At 58.0% G+C, this 19342-nt stretch carries 11 protein-coding genes and 1 pseudogene; 6 read left to right on the top strand and 6 right to left on the bottom strand.

Annotated features, from left to right (window positions below; all coding sequences use genetic code 11):
• Nucleotides 1-21 precede the first annotated feature (21 nt).
• Nucleotides 22-1089 (top strand): annotated as a pseudogene (locus LPJ38_RS36745) (recombinase family protein); the annotation flags it as partial.
• Between the two features lie 568 nt (nt 1090-1657).
• Nucleotides 1658-2350 (top strand): reverse transcriptase domain-containing protein, encoded by a 693-nt coding sequence (locus tag LPJ38_RS36740; RefSeq protein WP_310473517.1) that lies wholly within the window; start codon nt 1658-1660, stop codon nt 2348-2350.
• Between the two features lie 292 nt (nt 2351-2642).
• On the opposite strand, the gene LPJ38_RS36735 is transcribed toward LPJ38_RS36740, so the two are convergent.
• From LPJ38_RS36735 to LPJ38_RS36715, 5 genes are all read right to left on the bottom strand, one after another.
• Entirely contained in the window at nt 2643-4958 is a 2316-nt protein-coding gene (locus LPJ38_RS36735; RefSeq protein WP_011084646.1) for a hypothetical protein, read from the bottom strand.
• Nucleotides 4959-5153: 195 nt separating this feature from the next.
• A complete protein-coding gene (locus LPJ38_RS36730) occupies nt 5154-5816 on the bottom strand; it encodes a CpaD family pilus assembly lipoprotein (RefSeq protein WP_011084647.1) in 663 nt (220 codons plus the stop codon).
• Nucleotides 5817-5826: 10 nt separating this feature from the next.
• Nucleotides 5827-7281: a type II and III secretion system protein family protein gene (locus LPJ38_RS36725; RefSeq protein ID WP_018647881.1), complete on the bottom strand. Its 1455-nt coding sequence runs from the start codon at nt 7279-7281 to the stop codon at nt 5827-5829.
• 26 nt (nt 7282-7307) lie between these two features.
• Nucleotides 7308-7997, bottom strand: a complete 690-nt coding sequence (locus LPJ38_RS36720; protein WP_011084649.1) for a response regulator — start codon at nt 7995-7997, stop codon at nt 7308-7310.
• 2013 nt (nt 7998-10010) lie between these two features.
• On the bottom strand, nt 10011-10991 hold the full coding sequence (locus LPJ38_RS36715; protein ID WP_231088535.1) for a hypothetical protein: 981 nt from the start codon (nt 10989-10991) through the stop codon (nt 10011-10013).
• 685 nt (nt 10992-11676) lie between these two features.
• Here LPJ38_RS36715 and LPJ38_RS36710 point away from each other — a divergent pair.
• Nucleotides 11677-12111, top strand: a complete 435-nt coding sequence (locus LPJ38_RS36710; protein WP_011084653.1) for a VirK family protein — start codon at nt 11677-11679, stop codon at nt 12109-12111.
• Nucleotides 12112-12573: 462 nt separating this feature from the next.
• Here the strand turns inward: LPJ38_RS36710 and LPJ38_RS36705 are convergent, their stop codons facing one another.
• Nucleotides 12574-13482, bottom strand: coding sequence for a hypothetical protein (locus LPJ38_RS36705; protein ID WP_014497924.1), 909 nt, complete (start codon nt 13480-13482; stop codon nt 12574-12576).
• 1406 nt (nt 13483-14888) lie between these two features.
• Here LPJ38_RS36705 and LPJ38_RS36700 point away from each other — a divergent pair.
• From LPJ38_RS36700 to LPJ38_RS36690, 3 genes are all read left to right on the top strand, one after another.
• Nucleotides 14889-16370 carry a pentapeptide repeat-containing protein gene (locus LPJ38_RS36700; protein WP_011084657.1) on the top strand — a complete coding sequence of 494 codons (1482 nt, stop codon included), beginning with the start codon at nt 14889-14891 and terminating at the stop codon, nt 16368-16370.
• Nucleotides 16371-16554: 184 nt separating this feature from the next.
• A complete protein-coding gene (locus tag LPJ38_RS36695) occupies nt 16555-17436 on the top strand; it encodes a pantoate--beta-alanine ligase (RefSeq protein ID WP_011084658.1) in 882 nt (293 codons plus the stop codon).
• A 550-nt stretch (nt 17437-17986) separates the two neighbouring features.
• The gene (locus LPJ38_RS36690) at nt 17987-19228 is read left to right on the top strand and encodes a cytochrome P450 (protein WP_011084659.1); all 1242 of its coding nucleotides are present in this window, start codon (nt 17987-17989) and stop codon (nt 19226-19228) included.
• Nucleotides 19229-19342 lie beyond the last annotated feature (114 nt).

Here is a 19342-nt window from a genome sequence, read left to right as displayed (position 1 = left end):
CCGATGTGACGGGAGGCGAAGATGAAGACCGCCGCGATTTACGCCAGAGTGTCGTCGGACAAACAGAAGGAGGAGAACACGATCGCCAGTCAGACGAGCGCGCTGATCGCTTTCGCGCGCGAGCAGAACTGCGACGTGCCGGCGGAATGGGTGATCGAAGACGACGGCTATAGCGGCGCGAGCTTGTTGCGCCCCGGACTTGAACGACTGCGCGACCTCGCCGCAGAAGGGCGGATCCAAGCCGTGCTCGTCTACGCTCCCGATCGGCTGAGCCGGCGCTATGCGCATCAAATCCTTCTTATCGAAGAGTTCGCGCGCGCCGGCGTCGAAGTCTTGTTCATTCGCTCGAGACGGGCAGCGACGCCGGAAGACGAGCTGCTGCTGCAGTTTCAGGGCATGATCGCCGAATATGAACGCGCGCAAATCCTGGAACGGTCGCGGCGAGGGAAGCGCCATCGCGCCCTTCAAGGCCAAGTGAGCGTGCTTTCCGGCGCTCCGTTTGGCTATCGCTACAAGCGCAAGACCGATCACTCTGCCGCCTATTATGAGATCGACGAGCGACAGGCCGGTATCGTGCGCTGGGTCTACGAGCTTTACACCGCAAAAAGCCACAGCATCGGCGCCATCACGCGCCTGCTCAATGAGCGCCAGATTCCGACAGCCAAAGAAACAGGCCGCTGGGAGCGCTCGACGGTCTGGGCGATGCTGCGCAATCCCGCGTATAAAGGAACGGCCTGCTTTGGCAAGACGCGGATCGCGCCGCGCATGCGTGTGACGCGGCCGTTGCGATTGCGCGGCGGCGTCGCTCCTCGCAATAGCGCAAATCATGAGCTTCCTCGCACAGAGTGGATCGAAATCCCTGTGCCGACCATCATCAGCGAAGAGACCTTCGCATTGGCGAACGAGCTTTTGGAAGCCAACAAGAAGCATGCCCCGCGACGCACGATCACGCCGAGCGCCCTGCAAGGATTGTTGAGCTGCGCCAAATGCGGCTATGGGCTCTATCGCACCTCGACCAGGTCGAGCGCTCGAACCATCCATTACTACCGCTGCTTGGGCTCGGATGGCTGGCGCCGGCTCGGCGGGCCGGTCTGCGACAGTCGCCCGACGCGCCAGGATTTGCTGGACGAGGTGGTATGGAAAGAGATCGCGCGTTTACTTGAAGACCGACAGCTCATCGAAGACGAACTTGAGCGCCGGCTCAAGGCGGCGCGCAACTCCGATCCCACACAGCGCCGGGAGGAAACGCTTCGCCGCGATCTTGCGCGTTCCCGGAAAAGCATCGAGCGTCTCCTCACGGCCTATCAAGAGAGCCTTCTCTCACTTGAAGAGCTGCGCAGTCGCATGCCCGATTTGCGTAGCCGCGAACAGGCTTGCTTGTCGGCGCTGCAGGCGATCGAAGACCAATCGCAGGAGCAGGAGGTTTGTCTGCGTCTCGCTGAATCCGTGACTAGCTTCCTCGAGCGCCTCCGCTCGTCCGTCGGCGCGCTCGATATAATCGAACGCCAACGCGTGCTGCGCCTTCTCGTGAAGGAAGTCCTCGTTGGCGACGACAAGATCGTCATCCGCCACTCCATCCCCCTCCCACCCACCCCTCCCGGTGGAAAGGCGCCCGGCGCCGCCAATAGCTCCGTGACCGCTCCCCCACCGCAAAGTTATCTTTTGCGTTCAGGGAACCATCAGCCCGCTCCTTGCCAACATCTTCCTGCACTACATCCTCGATCTCTGGGCCCACCAATGGCGTCGTCGTCATGCCCGCGGTCGCGTCGTGACCGTGCGCTATGCGGACGACTTCGTCATGGGCTTCGAGAGCAAGGCAGATGCGCAGGAAATGCTCTTGGCCCTCAAGGTGCGGCTGGCCAGCTTTGGCCTGATGCTTCATGAGGGCAAGACGCGGCTGATCGAGTTTGGCCGGTTCGCGGCCGTCTCGCGTCAGCGGCGCGGCGAGCGGCGACCAGAGACCTTCGCCTTCCTCGGCTTCACCCACTACTGCGGGCGGACCCGAGATGGCCGGTTCATCGTGAAGCACAAGACGGAAGGGAAACGCCTGACGCGCAAGCTGACGGCGTTGCGCCAGGACGCCTGGCGGCTCATGCACGCGCCACTGGCCACGCAGCACGAGCGGTTCGCCGCCGCACTGCGCGGGCACTACGGCTACTATGGCAGGCCGCACAATTATCCAGCGCTCAACGGCTTCTACCGCGAAGTGCGTCGGATCTGGCTACGTTGTCTGAGACGACGCAGCCAGAAAAGTCGGCGCATGGGCTGGTCGGAGTTCGACACCCTGACGGCACGCTTCCCTCTGCCCGTTCCACGCATCACTCGCACTTGGGCGCAGGCGCGGATATGACGCGGGTTACCCTCGGGAAGAGCCGGGTGCGGGAAATCCGCCCGCCCGGATCTGTGAGGGCGAAAGCCAAATGGCTGAGCTACTCGACCGCGCCTCTCTTGCTCTGCAGAGTGCGGTGCTGCCGAATGCTTACTTGATCGATAGCTGCTTGAGATCATGGTGGCACTGGAAAGGTCGGATTTGCTCACCGCCCGGCATCGTTGAAGCGTGCTTCTAAGATCTCCGGAAGGAGGATCAGACGTGGTTTTAGGTCCGCCTGAACAGCTGTCCGAGGTGCCGACGAGCCCCTCATTCAGCCAAATTGTGGCTGATGGAAGAGAAGAACGCGGCTTCCCGGTAGGCTCTCTGCCGTGTAGAGCTGACCGTGGATAAAAAAAGCGGTCATTGGGACGTCCCGGCTCGGCAGAAGGCCTAGATTCTGCAATATGTCGATCACGGCGGGCGAAGCCTCTTGGGAGGCGTGCGTCCAGCCGTCGCCCAAGAACTCTCCCAGTTCAGGCACTTGCGGGACTGGCTGATGGCCTGATGCAGGTGCGGCAGACGGCAGAGGAAGGTTCGGCGCCAGCGCCGAGGGAGCGTCCCTACTCCATTCGAACGGAGCCGCCGAATCAAGCCCTGGCGCAAGACCGCCGTAGATATCTGAGGAAGTCCTCAGTGCCGCAGGCCTAGCTTCGCCCGGCAAAGCGGGCCGAGGGTGATGAATGAGCTGAACGTCCTTGGGCCCTTCCGGTCCCAAGATGGCCGTGTAGCGTTCGCCGCCGATCTCAAAGTTCATGATTGGATGTTCCACAACAGGCAAGAAGTCCCACTCGCCTAACTTGGACAGCATCTCGTCGGGGGCCGGCTGGGTGCGATGGGAAAAATTCTTGGGAACGGCGAAAGAAACATCAAACGTATCGCCGACAGCGGGCGACAGCAGATGGACGAGCTGAACATCGTTGAGCCCTCCCGGTCCCAAGACGGCCATATAGCGCTCACCTCGAATGTCGTAGGCCTTTACCCGCTGTGCTGCATCCGGCAAGAGGCCCCAGCGGCGAAGCCTGTGCATCATATTCGGCGCGGCCTGAGTCCCGTGGGAGAAATGTTCGGGAACGCTCAAAGACGCATCAAAGGCTTCGCCGGCTGCTGCGATCGTCTGCTCAAGGGTGGTCTGCGCCGCAGCGCCTTCGTTCATCATCTGTCCAGAGTGGTCTTCAGAGGCGAAATCGGGCTGCCGCAAGCTCGGATGCCAAGCAGGGGCATCGAAAGGCGCTTCTTGAGCAACACTCTGCGCTGGCGAGGGAACGGTTGGACTCATCGTTGGCCAAGGCATCAGCGCATCGAAGGTCGGCGTTGGCAAAAGGTTCTCGCGGTCCGCTGCATCGAAAAGCGCGTCCTGAGGGACACTTTGCACCGGCGAGTGGATGATTGAACTCATCATTGGACCAGGCACCAGTGCATCGAAGGTCAGCGCGCGAAAGAGGTTCTCGCGACCCTCGGCATGGAAAAGCGCGTCCCGAGGGACACGTTGCACCGGCGAGGGAATGGTTGGACTCATCGTTGGCCAAGGTACCGGCGCATTGGAGGTCGCCGCCGACAAAAGGTTCGCACGATCCGCGGCATCGAAAAGCGCCTCCTGATCGACACTTTGCACCGGCGAGTGAACCATTGAACTGACCGTTGGCCCAAGCATGGTCGCCGGCAAGAAGCTCTCGGCTTCTGCAGCATCGAAAAGCACGTCCTGGGCGACACTTTCCGTAGGCGAATGGACGGCCAACCCCACTCCATGCCAGACCTGCGGAGCATTGAACCCCGGCGGCCGTGAGCTGCGCTCATCTGCATCGTCCCCAATCGGCTGCTCATCGGCCGGCATAGCTGAGGGGGTGGACGGCTGGATGACCTGGCGCGAACTGCCTCCTTCTCCGCCTAAATTGGTCTGCAGGGTAATGGCGCGATAGTCCCGAAGGCCATTCAAGGCGGAGATGAGCATCTTGTCCTTCGGGAACAACCTATCCGCGTGTCCGAGCAGTTTATCATCACTGAGGTCGGCAATGGACAAGGGTCGGAGCGCTACCGCCAACTTCCGCAGTCCGCTCGCATAGCTCTCGGCCGTTTTCCTGCCGATCTGTCGACCAAAACCTGCCTCGGCGGCATCCCTGATAAGACCCTCATCTTCCCTGGAAGGACGATAATGTGTTGAGAGGGGGCGAGCGTTGGCGTCGGGCTCGCGGTACCGACTGATCATTAACAATGCTGGCGCGATGACCCTGTCGTTTGGCAGCAGCTTCCTAGCGTTAGCGAGTAAGGCATCGTCATCGAGCCCAGCAATTGATTTGCCGGACTTCTTCAGCCCCTCGGCGAATTTGCGAAGCCGACGATCATAAATTTTGACGGTGGTCTCACTCGGCGGCGGCCCTCCATTGAGAGCAGCGGCCGATGCCGCCTGGATGAGGTGATCGTCTTCCTCAGTGACATCATGAAGCGCCGCGTGCGGATATACAGGGCCCGCCTCTCGCACGCCTGCCAGGTGCTGCTCAAACGCCACATGCTTTTGATCCGGCTGTTCCACGGCGGCATCCGACGCAGCGGACGCCTTATCGGCTGGGTTGATCGTGTTGAATCGGTCCATGTTCAGTCCGCAGGGCTCGCTCTCTCGCTATTTCGCTACTCACGTTTGCTTTCCAAAACCTGACATCGCCAAGCGGAAAGGTAGAATGAAAGGATAAATGATGGCTCGCAATTGCCTTCTCTGCGCCTTGCAGCATCGCTCGTGCGCCTGAGCGCCAGGTGCTGCACAGTAGGTTCCGACAAGCGCTTAAAGCGCCTATCGGAGCGGCTGCACATTCTGTGTTGTTGGTCCCGCTGCGTCCGGCGCTGTCGTGCTTGCTCCATCTTCTCCGTTGCCCTTGTTGCGCGCTGCGAGAGTAGAGTGACTAGCAAGAGGAGCGGCGGCGCGATCGCCATTTACCGTGCTGACAGACCGATTATCAACCAGGTCGAGCGGATCGTTCACCATCACTCCCAGGTTGTTTTTGGTCGAGCAACCAAGAGTCGGTTCGAACGAATTGTCGTCCACTGCTGGTCCTGCGATCAAAAGCGACGGACAGTTCGGAAGATGCGCTTCAAACGTAATCGCCTCGATCCTGACGGCGGAACGGCCCGATAAATTGAGGGGAGAAGCGGACAGCCGGATGTTAGAGGGAACAACCCCCATGGCGCGTGCTTCGTGCGCCACCTGCGCAATGAGCTTATGGGAGCCGCTGACATCCACATGGAGCGCATCCCGCCGGCCACCACTTGCGTCGGCGATAAAATTACGCAGCTGAAGCTTTTCGAGGGCATGGAGGCTCTGCAGAAGCAAGACACGCTTTTTCTGTTCGACCTGGACTCCTTGTTCGGCAGGATTGGGATGGATCGACGCAGTATTTGCGCAGCCCCCCAATATTGCGGCAAGGACAATCGAATGGGACAAATATCGCATGTTCATATGTCGATCCTCATTCGATGATAAAGCCGGCGTTGCCCGTCAGTCCCGGTGCGCTCGCGCGCGGCGCATCGCGGCCTTGAGGCGGCCGTGCCACCGTGTTCGTCAAGATGCGGCCTGCATCTGATGGCGGTGCGATGCGGTTGGTCGGAATACTTATCTGGCTTGGATTTGATCCCGGCCGTACGATGTAAGGTGTAACAACGATAACTAGCTCGGTTTCGCGTTTTTGAAACGATGAAGAGCGAAAAAGCGCACCAAGGATCGGTACGTCGCCGAGCCAGGGAAACTCGCCGATATCAGTGTTGAAGTTGCGCCTGATGAGGCCGCCGATTGCAAAGCTCTGGCCGCTGGCGAGCTCGACCACGGTGCTCGCCCGCCGCGTCGAGAGGGCAGGAACCGCCATACCATTGATCTTGACTTCGCCTTCGGTCGATAGTTCGCTGACTTCGGGCTTCACACGGACAATGATCTGGTTGTTGCTGAGCACTGTCGGGACGAATTCCAAGCTCACGCCGAACTGCCGGAATTGGACCGAAACCTGCCTGTTGTCCTGCATGACTGGGATCGGAAACTCGCCGCCGGCGAGGAAGCTTGCGGCTTCGCCGGACATTGCCGTCAGGTTCGGCTCAGCCAGGATTGAGGCGAGGTGCTCACTGGCGAGAGCGTCGAGAACAGCGCTGAGGTTGATATTGCCGGTGCTAAACCCGATCCCAATCGTGCCGCCGCCGCCAGCCCTGCCGGACCCTCCCGGTTTGCCGGTGGCAAGGAAAGCGCCGTTTGGGCCCGAGGCGGTGAAGTTGATGTTGAGATCCTTGACGGCGGTGCGGGAGACTTCTGCTACGCGCACGCTGAGATTTACCTGCAGTGAGCCGGCGACCTGGATCTTGTTGACGACCGGGGCGCCCGCGCCAACAAATTGCTCAGTGACCTTCCTCGCAGCCTCAACGACATCGGCATTGGGCGCTATACCGCTAAGGATCGCCCCGCGCGGGGTATAGCTGACCTGAATTGGATAGTCGCCGACCTCGGCCTTGAGCGCGGCCCGTAGATCCTCGAGTGGTTGGGTTACGACAATACGCAGCTCGGCAAGAGCCTCGCCGTTTTCGTTGAGGGCGAACAGGCTCGTCCGCCCGGACTTTTTGCCGAACACGAAAATTGTACTGCTCGACGGAGCTTGATAATCGGCAATTGCAGGGTCGGCGACAAAAATGGTCGCCGCCGGTGCGCTCAAATGCACCGTCTTTCCCTGTGACGAGGTAATATTGAGCGTGCCCGTGGTGCTGCCGGGTGCCGCACGTGGCATCTCTCCTTTGCCGTCCCGCTTGGTCTCGGCTGAGGCCGCAAGCGGAAACAGCAAAGCAAATCCGCATAGGAGGTAGCAGAGACGATTGAGAGCGGCAGAGCGTTGTGGGTTGGTGATCGCAGGCGGCTGGGTAGCGCCGGCGGCATTATTAAGGACCTTCAAGCGATTGTTGCCTTTAAGTGACGCTGCTAGGCAGCCGATGCTGTGCCAACGAGTTCAAGAGTGTAACCGACGCCGCGCGCGGTCTTGATTCTGAGCGTCGCACCCGCCTGGTTCAAATGCGCGCGTAAGCGATAAATCCCGACTTCCAGCGCATTGGTCGAAACCTCGTCATCGAACGCGTACAAGCTATCTTCCAGCGAAGCGCGCGGCACAGTGCGGCCGGCGCGATTGAGCAGATGCTCGAGAATGCACACCTCACGCCGAGCAATCCTCAGGATCCGGCCACCCACCGAGACTTGTCTGGCGATCGGATCGAAATGCAGATTCCCGAATGTCACGACCGGCGCCGTCATTTGCGTTGACCTTCGCAAAATGGCCCGCATGCGAGCGATGAGTTCGTCGATCGACACAGGCTTGGGCAGGAAATCATCCGCTCCCGCATTGAAGGTCGCGATCCGGCGGCTGAGATCATTGAGACTGCTCATCATCATTGCCGGCATTGATCGTCCTTCGCGCCGCAACTGCTTCAACCAGTCCAAACTATCCCCATCCGGCAAGACGGACTCCAGCAGTACGAGGTGGTAGTTTGCGCAATCCAGCGCGGCTGACGCCTCATCCAGCGTGGGCGTCACGTCCACCGCGAACCCGCAATTCACGAGCGTTGCCTTCACAGCGCGGCCAAAGTCCGCATGATGATCAACCAGGAGAATTCGCATCCATCGCCTCTCGTCCGTCCTCGGCAAGACTTGAGCGTGTTAGGGTTGACCAAGAGATCCGGCGACTGGATGCTGCCGGTCTGGCATGAATTCGAAAAGCCGTAGACGACCCGCAAGAGCTTGTTGGCAGGCGACCGATGCATGCGCATCCATTGACATCGGATATGTGACGGCTCGCGGCGGGTCGCCTGGGCGGGCGGCGCAGCTCAACATATCCGTTATGTTGGCAAGAGCTCTGCGATGACTTACGGGGTTGAGAGCCCTGGCGGCGCACTGATGCATCTGTGGGCGGCACATAGCAATGCCTGCATGCGCTGCGCGAATGCTAGCGGTAGTGATCGCGCGAGACTGCCCCAGCGAAAGCAAGGCACGGGCGAGATCAGCTGTATTTGTCGTCGAACAGGCTTGCGAAACCGACATTGAATACTTCCCAGTTCGTCTTGATCCGCGGTCAGTCTTGCGAGGCTGTTGGCCGTAGTGCCGTCAAGTCGCGGCATTGCAAGTGTTCCGCGCTAAAGACACTTCGCGCGCTATGTGCCGGCCAATGGGGCGTAAAAGGCCGAGATGCGACGAAACGATCAACGCGTCCTTCGGGACAGACGTCCTCTCGTTTGCCGGCGTTATCCAAGTAAGATGTCAACCGTTCCAATGCTCGGTCGCTTCCGAGGCGTTCTCCGTCCCAACTGAGCTAGTGCTGCCAATGAAGGACAAATTACGTGCGGCATTGCTGTCGTGCCTTGTCTGAGGCGGCGACGCCGGCTCCATGTCGTCGGATCGGGTGCACGGCTCAGGAACTCTGCCTTTCGTCGGCATAGGCGAAACAAAGACTGCCCGCGTTGTTCTCGCGCGCTGGATCCAGGTCTGCCTGCGAAGACGGCGCTTCGCCCAGCCCTCACAGAGCAGATGAACGATGCAAGCTCTAAAAAGGAGGAGTTGGGTAGTGTGATCAACCGAATCGGCCGAGCATTGAGTTTTTGAGACGTTCGCAATTGTTGGTACCCGTCAGGAAGAGTTCACACGAGCGGACTGTGTCGCGAGACTGTCGGAAATCCTACAATCTGACGCGAGGTGAGATTCAAGTGCAATTGAATGCTCTTTGTCGGGGTGCCTTCAGTTTGGAATCGTTGTGAGGCAACGGCGACACAGTTCGACCATGCCGTCGAACTGCGCGCGGCGGTCCGTCTCGCTGTGTACAAAGCCGTGAGCATTCGTCCGTCCAATTAAACGTCTCGCAGAAGCGCTATTGAGTGCAGAAGAGGCAGGCGCTCTTGGCAAGCGGGGTAAGCCATGACACCAGGAGCGGGGCGATCCGATCCGCCTCATGCGTGTCAATTTAGCGGGGAGACCGTGGCGAGAGGTGGACGTCCACTTGATGAACAGGAAGCAACGTTCGAGGTGAAGACTGTCGATCGCTCGAGCCAAGTTGTTCGGCAAGGGATTGAGGAGAGAATCGATTGCCAGACGTCATCTTGAATGCGGCCTCCTTATATTGCGATCGACTATGAGCCTCTTAGGCGCGCTCCGCAAAATCGATTGTTTTGATGGAACGCATCCAGGTGACGGATCGGCTGTCTTGTAACAGCGCGGCTTATCGCGGGGAGCGAATGCCCGATGCGATCGCGGCCGAAACACCTGTTGCTTGACCGCGCGGCCAATTTCAGACCGAGTACAGAGAGGGACGCAGCGCGTTCAGCGGCGTAACTCCACCAAAGCCGCCAGCCAGCCGTGAGCTCGTATGTCGTTCGAACTCACAATGTCCAAGGCGCCGGGATGCTCCAACGAGCGCGCACAGGAGGAGGATTGTCCGACATCCTCGCGTCGCCGGAAGTGCATCTTGTCGGAGACCCAACCGCTCTGCCGCTCGACCGGCGAGTTGATCGGGCCGCCGGTCGCCGCATAAGCTTAAGCTGTTCTGCGTGTGCGGAGTTGGTACGCCGCTTCAAGGTCTTTCTTTTGGGAGTTTGGGTGCTTGAAAACCAACGAACCAGCCCAACGGTTTGGCCGAGAGACCATCTACTCATTGCTCTCGCGCTTATAGGGATTTTCTTCTCTGCCGGTGCGGTAGCTTTCCAAGTTTCCGCCCAAGAACAGGCGCTCGGTCTCTTTCGTTGGCGTTCTGCCAAGTGAGCACATCAAATCGACGTCCGCATCGATGTTGTCGTAGTCTTCAGCATTCATTCTGAGCGCAATGCTGCTCATCACGTCGTCTGGCGTCCAGACACTGTGCTTCGGAACAGTGTAGGTGTGCAGTGCGTTCGCATTGTTGGCGATCGCCCTCGCCCAATGATCGCGAGAAACGGCGAGTTTCGCCGGATCTTCGACCAACGATACGAAGGGTGATGTTGTTGTCTTGCCGCGCATATGCCAGCCAGCTTGGCGCGCCCGGTCAATAGGATACCGCTCTGGATGATCTCCAATGGAAGAATGATCCCGAGCCGTGTTGCGAACATGCAATATGGCGCTTGTGTTTTCGTCCGTATGCGGCTTGCAGTCACTATTCTGATTCTGAAAACGCCGCAGTGTGACATAAGACGACCTCACGACGTCGTCAAATACGCCGTCTCGGTCAATGCTAGGTGCGCTCGCCGGTGACCAGCGCGCCGCCTGCTGCACGGCAAGGTCGATCTCATTGCGAAGCACTTCAAGATTGGCACCTGTCAGTGTTGCTGCAAGCTGAGCGCGGGCACTGACAAATGATGGGGCTGGGCAGCTACCGGGTTCCGAGGCGGCCTCGCCTGGCGCAGACGAGGACGTGGCAGTCGCGGAATTTGCCGCTAAGCAGAGTGAAGGCGGCGTCGGGTAGGCCGAATCGAGGTCGTCTATATCCAAGTCATTCAGCTGCTGCTCGAAGCTTGCTTGATCTTCGGAATTGTGTGCCGTTGCGCTGCTCTCGGCGCCAAGCTCATCCTGTTGTCCATGGACGCGGCGCGCCTGCTGTACCAGGTTGTGAACCTCAAAGGGAGTGTCCACAGCATTTCGTGGATCAACGTTCATATCTCTCTCCCTTCGAAGTGCCGGATGCCAGCCTAGATTGTTGCAGGCGCAGCTTTCGAGAAGCTGACAGACCAGAGAGGGCGCCATTTAGTTTCAGCTCTTGACGGAGTCGAATTGAGTCAGTCAGCATGGCGAACAGCCAGCCGGAAGGAAGTCGCGCGAAGCGTCGGATCAAAATCGGTGCTGCCGTTTGCCTCCTGGCATTGGTGTTCGATTGGGCTGCTATTGGATGCCTGAGATTGTTCGGATCGGCACGCCAGGACGCGCCCACCACTTCATTGTGGACGCGTGATCTAAGGCAGACAGCCCGTGCGCAGCAAGATGGACGAGCCGGTGCTTGAGGTGGCGAAAGGCGCGTTCGTAGATCGTCTACTTATGCAGAGGCGAGAACTACATTCTCTCGCTCGAGAGGCCTGTGGCGGACCAGCGCAACCGGTTTGGTTTGCTGTTTCCAAGCGGACGACGCTGGATCAAGCCGGTCTAGTCGACGCGCGGGAAGCTAAGCCACTTCCGCAAACCTAACATACGAGGTTGTGATGTCGGAATAGCCATTACAACGTCTTGCGCGTCGTTGCGACAGGCTGCTTTGTACGAGCGCGCTTGTTGTCTGGAATCAGCCAAACGCATCGCGAGCATCACGACTTGGAGGCCGCAATCGGCGGTACTTATCGAGGGAGAAGAGCATATGAAGGTTACTGGCCGAGGACTAACGATCCTGTTGTCCTTGCTTTCGGCCGCGAGCGCGCCGGCAAGAGCCGACGACCCCTCGCCGAAATACACTGAAGTACTCAGAGCCCTCCAAGCGGGGAAGAATGTGAAGCTCATCCTCGATATGACCCACTGTACCAACGCGGATGGTGGCAAACCTGCGTCGGCGACGCAGGCCGGTCTGGTCATCAATGCCTTCAGGGTGACCAGCCAGAGCGGCATCAGCTTCGCCAATGCTCATCAAACGGTCGACAGCTCCGGACATGCCGTGACCGAGTACATCCGCCATAGCCTTAGCCGCGAAGGCAAGCTGACGGTGCGAGCCTCCAAACTTGTCGTCGGGACCACCGAACTCGCGAATCAAGGCGAATTCATCTGCGAAGTGCCGGATGGCGCAAAGTTCATCTGGTAACGAAGAGCACAGAGCAGACGGGCGCTTCGTAGACTTGATCCTCCATCGTGTGGACAGCTTCGCCGGGCATGATACGGATCTTTTCGATCGTCAGGACTGCCAGACTCTTTCTAGCCGTCTTTTCGTCAGGGAAGGATCAAGTTGCCTGAACTTGTTGCTCAGCTAACTCATGAATGTCGCCGATCTCCATTCGATCTTTGAGGTGGAAGATCGGCGGCTCATGCAGTCGTCGTATGGGGCTGAGCCAATACCTCTCGGTTGAACGTCCAGATGATCTCGCTACGTCCACGCGCTGCCCGCGGCCCTCGTGAGAACATCATATTTAAGCGGATCCAGCCAGGACCGGCGTTGTTGACGCTCCCCCTCGCCGGGCAGACGGACCGGAGGATTATAGCATGAACGCTGTTTTCGACTTTTCCAAGCATCGGAAAAGGCAAATCACCCTTTCCGGAGCCTGCGTCATCAGCCTTTTGCTCCTGACTTTTTGTACGGATTCGATGCGCTGGCCGTCCGAAAGTCGTCCAGATTCCCACCCAGAAATAGTACCTCACGCTCTTCGGTTGGGGTAGCACTCACCCATGCCAGATCGGGTTCATCATTTTCGGTTCCATCCTCGAGAATACTGACGATGTCTTCCGCCGTCCAAGTTGTGACCCTCGGCACCGTGTAGGTGTGCAACTCATTCGCGTTTTCCGCGATGACTTTGGCGCCAAACTCCTTGTCGTCGTCCGGCGAAACGAGCAGTAGTGAGGCGTCCTCGGACAGTGACACAAAAGGCGAAGAATTGGTATCGCCCCTCATGTGCTCTGCCGCTGCGCGGCCCAGATCTAGTCGTTGGCCTCCCCAGATATTCCAGGGAGCTTGCTCGTAACGCAAAGCCGCCATGGAACGCAAATGGGCCATCGCGCTTTGACGGTCCAACACATGTGGCCTGCAGTGGCTGGCGTGGTTTTGAAAGCGCTGCAGCTCCGTGTATGACGATGCCAACACGTCGTCGTAAACGCGGTCACTGTCGACGCGATAGGCTGACGATCCAGTCGCTCTTGGCCATTGTGCTGATCTTTGCGCAGCGAGTTCGATGTCTCTTCTGAGTTCCGCAAGGTTAGCGCAAGTCAACGTTGCGGCAAGCTGACCGCGCGTTCTCACGAACGATGCAGCCGCGCACCGTTCGTTCTCAGGGATAGCTTGCGCTTTCTTGTTGCCGTCCGTTACCGTCGGGTTCGATCCAGCCGCGGGTGAAGCTAATGATGCGAGGATTGGCTGAGCCTCTCCAAGCCGATGCTCAAAGTCTGCTTGCGCCGTCTCTTCCTGTTGTGGATCGAGGTTATGCATCCGAGCCTCGGATGGGTTGACGTTGTCAAATGGGGCCATTCCGGTCTCCTTTTGTCGGCCTTCAATATCGTCATGCAAAAGTTGATCAGATCAGGAGCAGGAACTGAGACGGGCGCAGTTTGTATAAGATGCACCGGTCTGGTTCTCGAACGTCCGGTGTTGAGGCGTGCGGCAGGCCCCTGACCGGCAATCCAGCTCATGCTTCTCGTCCAGATATTTGTGTTCGAGTCGGGCTCCAGTCCGGATAAAGATGCTGTTATGCTGGAAAGCCTAGCTGTCGAACAGCTGACCAGACCCAATTGCTTGAAGAAAGCCCGTGGCCATTGCGTCTGTGCCGGCGAGCCTGTTGTTTATTGCGGAGCAGAGTTTTGGCGAGATGGGCCATTGTCGCTCTCCGCTTCATGGCAGTACCGTATGAAAGGTTATGGGGAAGCAGCCCGGGGGAGGGCCCGCTTACCGTAAGCTTGAGCCGCATGGGGCAGCCTGCCTGGACTAGCTTGCATCGGCTCCCCGTGAAGGACTTTGAAAAGCTCTTCAAGAAGCTGCTGGGGATACTAACGCCGGATCATGCCGCGGCCATCGGGCTCTGACCGGGCCGCGTGGCATGAAGATCCATTGTTGGGAATACTGATGCGATGGATCGCGTCGGCGCGCCGAGCGTTAGTCGCAAAACAAGCCACGGGGGTGCGACTTCGATCGGCCCAACTCGTTCTCCCATAGATGGACCCGTCGGCTCGCGGAGCAGGCCTAGCCGATCGCGAGCTTTGGCTAACCAGGAGGCCGGCGATCCGCAAGTGTCGAATTGCAATTGATCGATTGCGTGCCCGTAAGGACTGCGGCTCTTGCCCTCCTGCAACCGAAGTCGGAATTTTTGCTTTCAAGGTAGCGTAGCGACCATAATGCGGTTTCTGTCAGCGGGACCGTGTTTGTCAGAATCAGAACATTCTGCGCCCATGTGGAAATTACGCTGCCGATTTAGCTCGACAATTCCGACTGATGCGGCTGGCACGGTTGTTGCTGCCGATGAGGTAAGGCCAGGCTGAGTGCAGAGCTAGGTGAACGATCACTGTTCCGCCCGCAAGCCGCGGGTCCATTCCGAACAAGAAGAAAGACCTAGAATGTTGCGCATTCGGGTTAATGGAGAGTGATGTGGAGTGTCGAAGAGCTGGCGAAAAGAAACACACTTTCGGACATATCAGCGCTGCCAAACAACGGATCAGGGTTGGTGGGTGTGGTAGACAATTGCACCGATTGGCAGTGGACACGCATGACAAGAATTCGGCTGACGTGGTCAAGCGTCGGCCGCCGCGGACAGCGACATGATAAGAGTCTCGTCGACACGTCGTGTCACCAAATCCCCGGCGAGTTCGCCACAAAGCCCGCAGCCTGCGTCCATGCCAAGCACAAAGAGGTCCTCGTAATCCTGGCAGTACGGAACTCTCGACATGTCGCAAAGGATCGGCGCTGATAGCGAGTGCACCGTGAATGAAGGGGCAGAGCACTACTCAGATCCGAAAGACAAGCTTTCATCAGATGGCGAGTTCGTTCGGTACTGGAGCCGGGCTGCCGACCGGCTGCTGGCGGTTGCTGCTGTTAGGAGGCGAACCGAGGAGGCAATCAGAAGGACCGGGATTGGCTTGCAGCTATCCTCCGAGAACCTTAGCGGTCATGACCTATCAGATTTCCCGCTGCGACGCTGTACCCTCAATCGCGCGCAGCTCTACGGAACAAAGTTGGATCGAGCAGATCTTTCTGAGGCGAACCTTATCTGTCCGGGGCTAGAGCGGGCAAGTTTCATGGGGGCCAAGCTCGATTTTGCCTATATGCATGCGATGGCAGCGCAGGTCTGCAACTTCGATGATGCCAGTCTGCGCAATGTAATCGATGCAACCGGCAGCCTTTTTCACGGTTGCAGCATGAAAAGAACACGCTTTGACAACGCGATGCTCAGCGGGCTCCTCGTTTACCAGTGCGACGCGAGTGATGCTGTATTCGACGGCGCGGAATTACAGGGCTCAACCATCAATGAATGCTTCCTCCCTTCAGCGTCCTTCCGCTTCGCAAAGCTGAGCCAGGTCACGATCACGAAGGCGCATCTGGCGGATTGCTCGTTCTTTCAGTCGAAGGGAGACTGTTTATCGATCGTGCGTCCCATCTCGATCGATGGTCTCGTCTTAGAGGGCGCTCATCTTCCGTATCTGAGACTCTCAAAGGTGAGCGGGCGGATTCGGGCGAGAGCCCTGAGCGCCCCATTCGCTGATCTTCACCTATCAAATCTTGCGGGAGCGGAGCTGGAACAGGCAGACTTGACCGAGGCGCGGCTTCTGTCCGTAGGCCTGTCCGACGCGAACCTCGTGGGTGCCGTGCTTACCGGTGCATCTATTCACTCCTGTCAGCTGAATGGGGCGGATCTATCTAGCGCATCAGGTGAAAGCATTTCGATAACAGAGAGCACAATGCGAGCGGCCAAATTCACCGGTTTTCGCGGCCGCTGCGCCTTTGTGCGCGACTGCGATCTGGAGCATGCGGACCTATCCCAAGCTTACCTCTACAGGTCGATGATCACCGGTGATCCGCCGCAATCAATGGCATTGAATCACGCAAATTTCGAGGGATCAAATCTCGTTCAGGCATATCTCGCCGCGGATATGACCGAAAGTAACCTGGAGGCAACGCGAGCCGCATACGTTCGCATGAACCAATCGTCCCTGCGCGATGCGAACCTGAGTGGGATATCGCCGTTCCAGGCCAGTTTCGTAAAGGTGGACTTTTCGGGCGCTAAGATAACCACTTTCGAGCCACCATTTTTCGCCGACCGTTGTCGGGGACTGCAGGTCGCTCTGGAGGGGCGGCAGCCGCGCGAACCATCAAGCTATCTGGCTGAATTCTCATCGGTGATCAGACGGGGTCGAGAAGGGTCAACCTGACTGCTTCGGAGCTGCAAGAACAGTGCGCGCGAGCTTTGGACAGTTCGTGCGGTGGTCGAGGTGTGAGAGGGCGTAAAACCTCTTTGGTGCTCGTTGGCGTGCGCGGCCCACGAGACGCTGGGCGGCGCGCCTTCCGAGATCCGAACGCGCCACTATTTTGGCGTTCAAAAAGCGGAGTAAGAAGATGCATCTGACAGGTCTTTCCGCAGGCAAGGCGTTCATCCGGGAGGTCGCGAGAACAGGTCAGACGATTGGAACGGTCCACACTCTCGGCGCCCTGCATCTTGGGCATGCAGAGCTGATTAGAAGAGCGGCATTGGAGAATGATGTCGCGATCGTCACAGTGTACCCGAACAAGATCCAGCTTAGACCAGGTGGGAGCTACGATTTCAATTTGGACGATGATATTGGACTTGCCCTACGTTCAGGAGCAACTGCCGTGATTTCGTCGAGCGACACCGAAATGTTCCCGGTCGGCTATCGAACGTATGTATCGCAAGGTGACTGTGATTTGCGTTTAGGGGGGCCTGAAACTTATTTGAAGGAAGCCGTTACTGGAGCAATCCGCTGGATCTGCTATTCGAGGCCAACTCGCAGTTACTTCGGCCTGAAAGATATAGGTCAGGCGATCCTGGTAAAGCGCGCCGTCGCAGACCTGCTTCTCGATTGCGAGATAAGGTTTGTGCCGACCGTGAGATACAAGAACGGAGTGCCCATTTCGTCGCGCTTGAGGCGATTTAACCGTTCCGAGCTTGATGAGCTGTCCTGTCTCTTCACGGCACTCAACCGTTCAAGAGAAGAGATCGCCCGAGGAGCGTCAAGCGTGAAGGATCTGGTCGCGTCGGCGACATCTCGGATAGAGTTTCGACAGTTTAGACTCGAGTTTGTTCGGATTGTCGACGCTGATAATTTCAAAGATTTAGAGCAGGTCAAGCTCCCATTCTTAATTATTGGGGCTGCAATGGCTCATGGCCTCACGGTTTCCGATAGCATCTATGTTCCAGATCAGGATACGCTCCTAAATGGTGCTCAGGATATCTGGATCGATTTGCCTAAGCAGTCGTAGCGAGTCGATTACTCATAGATCTTCGCCCGAAAAAGTAGACGGGGTTAGGTGGCTCTTAGCTCCATGTCGATTGGGGCGATATATGCGAGCGGAATGAAGCCAAGTTCGGTTGTAGGAGCCCTCAATGAAGGCGAAGTTTCGCGCTGGGCTCGCGCGGTAGCGCTCAGATAGCGATCGGGCAGCGCGATGACGTTCGTCGGCGGCCTCTGTTAGGGCGGCGCAGGACGGTGTCACTGGGAAGAACAGGACCTAGCCGCGGCAGCCGGACCAGCTCCTTCGCCGTCAGGGCAACGACAGCCACTATGTTGACGCCGATGCCGTTCCCGGAAACGGCGAGGCCAGCGGTGGTGACAGCTCTCAGCGATCCATTGAGTAGATGGAGCCGGAAAGTCAATGCGATCCTTACTGCCCGACATGGTAGGGCTGGCTAGCCGCACTTTGAGATAGTCTGTTCGGGTAGCTTGTCACAGCCAAACGCCACGACAGCTCAAACCGGTGAATCGTAAGTTTGGATCCGTAAGCTCTCGCGAACAAAATCTGCGGAGATGTTATGAACAGGCGATTGGAAATCCATAGAGCGGATGATGGATATATTATCCCGCTCAGCGAGCTGGATGTAAGCGAGGGCAAGCGCTTTCAAGACGACAGCATATGGGGTTGCTTCGAGCGGTTGCGAAGAGAAGATCCCGTTCACTACTGTCAAAATAGCGCTCATGGTCCATATTGGTCAATAACGAAATACCGGGATATCGTAGCGGTCGACACAAACCACCACGCGTTTTCGTCACAGCAAGGTGTCACCATTGTCGAGGTGCCTGATAAGCACTGGACCCCAAGTTTCATCAAGATGGGGCCTCCCCAGCACGCCGAGCAGCGCAACACGGTGAGTCCGATCGTCGGGCCGGAAAGCCTGACGAGGCTCGAAACCTTGATCCGCTCTCGGGTCCGGATGATTCTCGATGGCTTGCCGCGTAATGAAGTCTTCAATTGGGTAACCAAGGTCTCCATAGAGTTGACGACGCAAACGCTCGCCACGCTGTTCGACTTCCCATTTGAGGATCGGCGACTCCTGACCTATTGGTCGGACGCAGCTGTTACAACTCCTAAAGCAGGCTATGCCATCGACAGCTGGGACAAGCGAAGCACCATCTTGTCGGAGTGCCTGGACTATTTCACACGGCTTTGGAACGAGCGCATCAATGCCGAGCCACGCCTCGACCTGATTTCTTTGATGGCGCATTCACCCGTCACACGCCATATGGAGCCAACTGAGTTTCTTGGGAACCTCATTCTACTGATCGTAGGCGGCAATGATACCACGCGCAACTCGATTACCGGCGGCCTCCTGTTCATGAGCCAGTACCCCTCCGAACTGCGGAAACTAACTGACAATCCCAAGTTGATCTCGAGCGCCGTGTCTGAGATCATTCGATACCAGACGCCGATCGCACATATGCGCCGCACTGCTGCTATAGACAGCATCGTTGGGGGAAAACCGATCAGGACAGGCGACAAGGTCGTCATGTGGTACATCTCCGGCAATAGAGACGAAGAGGTCATTGAGAACGCCAACAGTTTCGTGATCGACCGCAAGAATGTGCGGCAACACCTCTCGTTCGGATTCGGAATCCATCGCTGTCTTGGCCGACACCTTGCGGAACTGCAGTTGAGAGTCCTCTGGGAAGAGATTTTGGATGGGGGATTGAAGATCAAGGTCGTCGGCGAACCCGAGCGAATTGCATCTAACTTCGTGCACGGCTATTCCGCTCTCCCCGTGCGGATTGAAGCTTAGGCCATGATCGGGACAGTCTCGACCGCCGGTGTGCGGTGGGTGTGGATTGATGTGAACTATCTTGGCTTCTTCAAACTGCGCAGATGAATGGATAGAAGCGAAGGTTCTGTCGGC

Origin of the sequence: Bradyrhizobium daqingense, assembly GCF_021044685.1 — a bacterium.
In the GTDB taxonomy this organism is placed as follows: Bacteria; Pseudomonadota; Alphaproteobacteria; order Rhizobiales; family Xanthobacteraceae; genus Bradyrhizobium; species Bradyrhizobium daqingense.
Note: the sequence above shows the minus strand (reverse complement) of the source record. Positions and strands in the feature narration are given on the sequence as shown.

Excerpts from the sequence above, each read along its gene's own strand:
- LPJ38_RS36735 (WP_011084646.1), bottom strand. The coding sequence starts at position 4,958 with ATGGACCGATTCAACACGATCAACCCAGCCGATAAGGCGTCCGCTGCG.
- LPJ38_RS36730 (WP_011084647.1), bottom strand. The coding sequence starts at position 5,816 with ATGAACATGCGATATTTGTCCCATTCGATTGTCCTTGCCGCAATATTG.
- LPJ38_RS36720 (WP_011084649.1), bottom strand. The coding sequence starts at position 7,997 with ATGCGAATTCTCCTGGTTGATCATCATGCGGACTTTGGCCGCGCTGTG.
- LPJ38_RS36715 (WP_231088535.1), bottom strand. The coding sequence starts at position 10,991 with ATGAACGTTGATCCACGAAATGCTGTGGACACTCCCTTTGAGGTTCAC.
- LPJ38_RS36710 (WP_011084653.1), top strand. The coding sequence starts at position 11,677 with ATGAAGGTTACTGGCCGAGGACTAACGATCCTGTTGTCCTTGCTTTCG.
- LPJ38_RS36705 (WP_014497924.1), bottom strand. The coding sequence starts at position 13,482 with ATGGCCCCATTTGACAACGTCAACCCATCCGAGGCTCGGATGCATAAC.
- LPJ38_RS36700 (WP_011084657.1), top strand. The coding sequence starts at position 14,889 with ATGTCGCAAAGGATCGGCGCTGATAGCGAGTGCACCGTGAATGAAGGG.
- LPJ38_RS36695 (WP_011084658.1), top strand. The coding sequence starts at position 16,555 with ATGCATCTGACAGGTCTTTCCGCAGGCAAGGCGTTCATCCGGGAGGTC.
- LPJ38_RS36690 (WP_011084659.1), top strand. The coding sequence starts at position 17,987 with ATGAACAGGCGATTGGAAATCCATAGAGCGGATGATGGATATATTATC.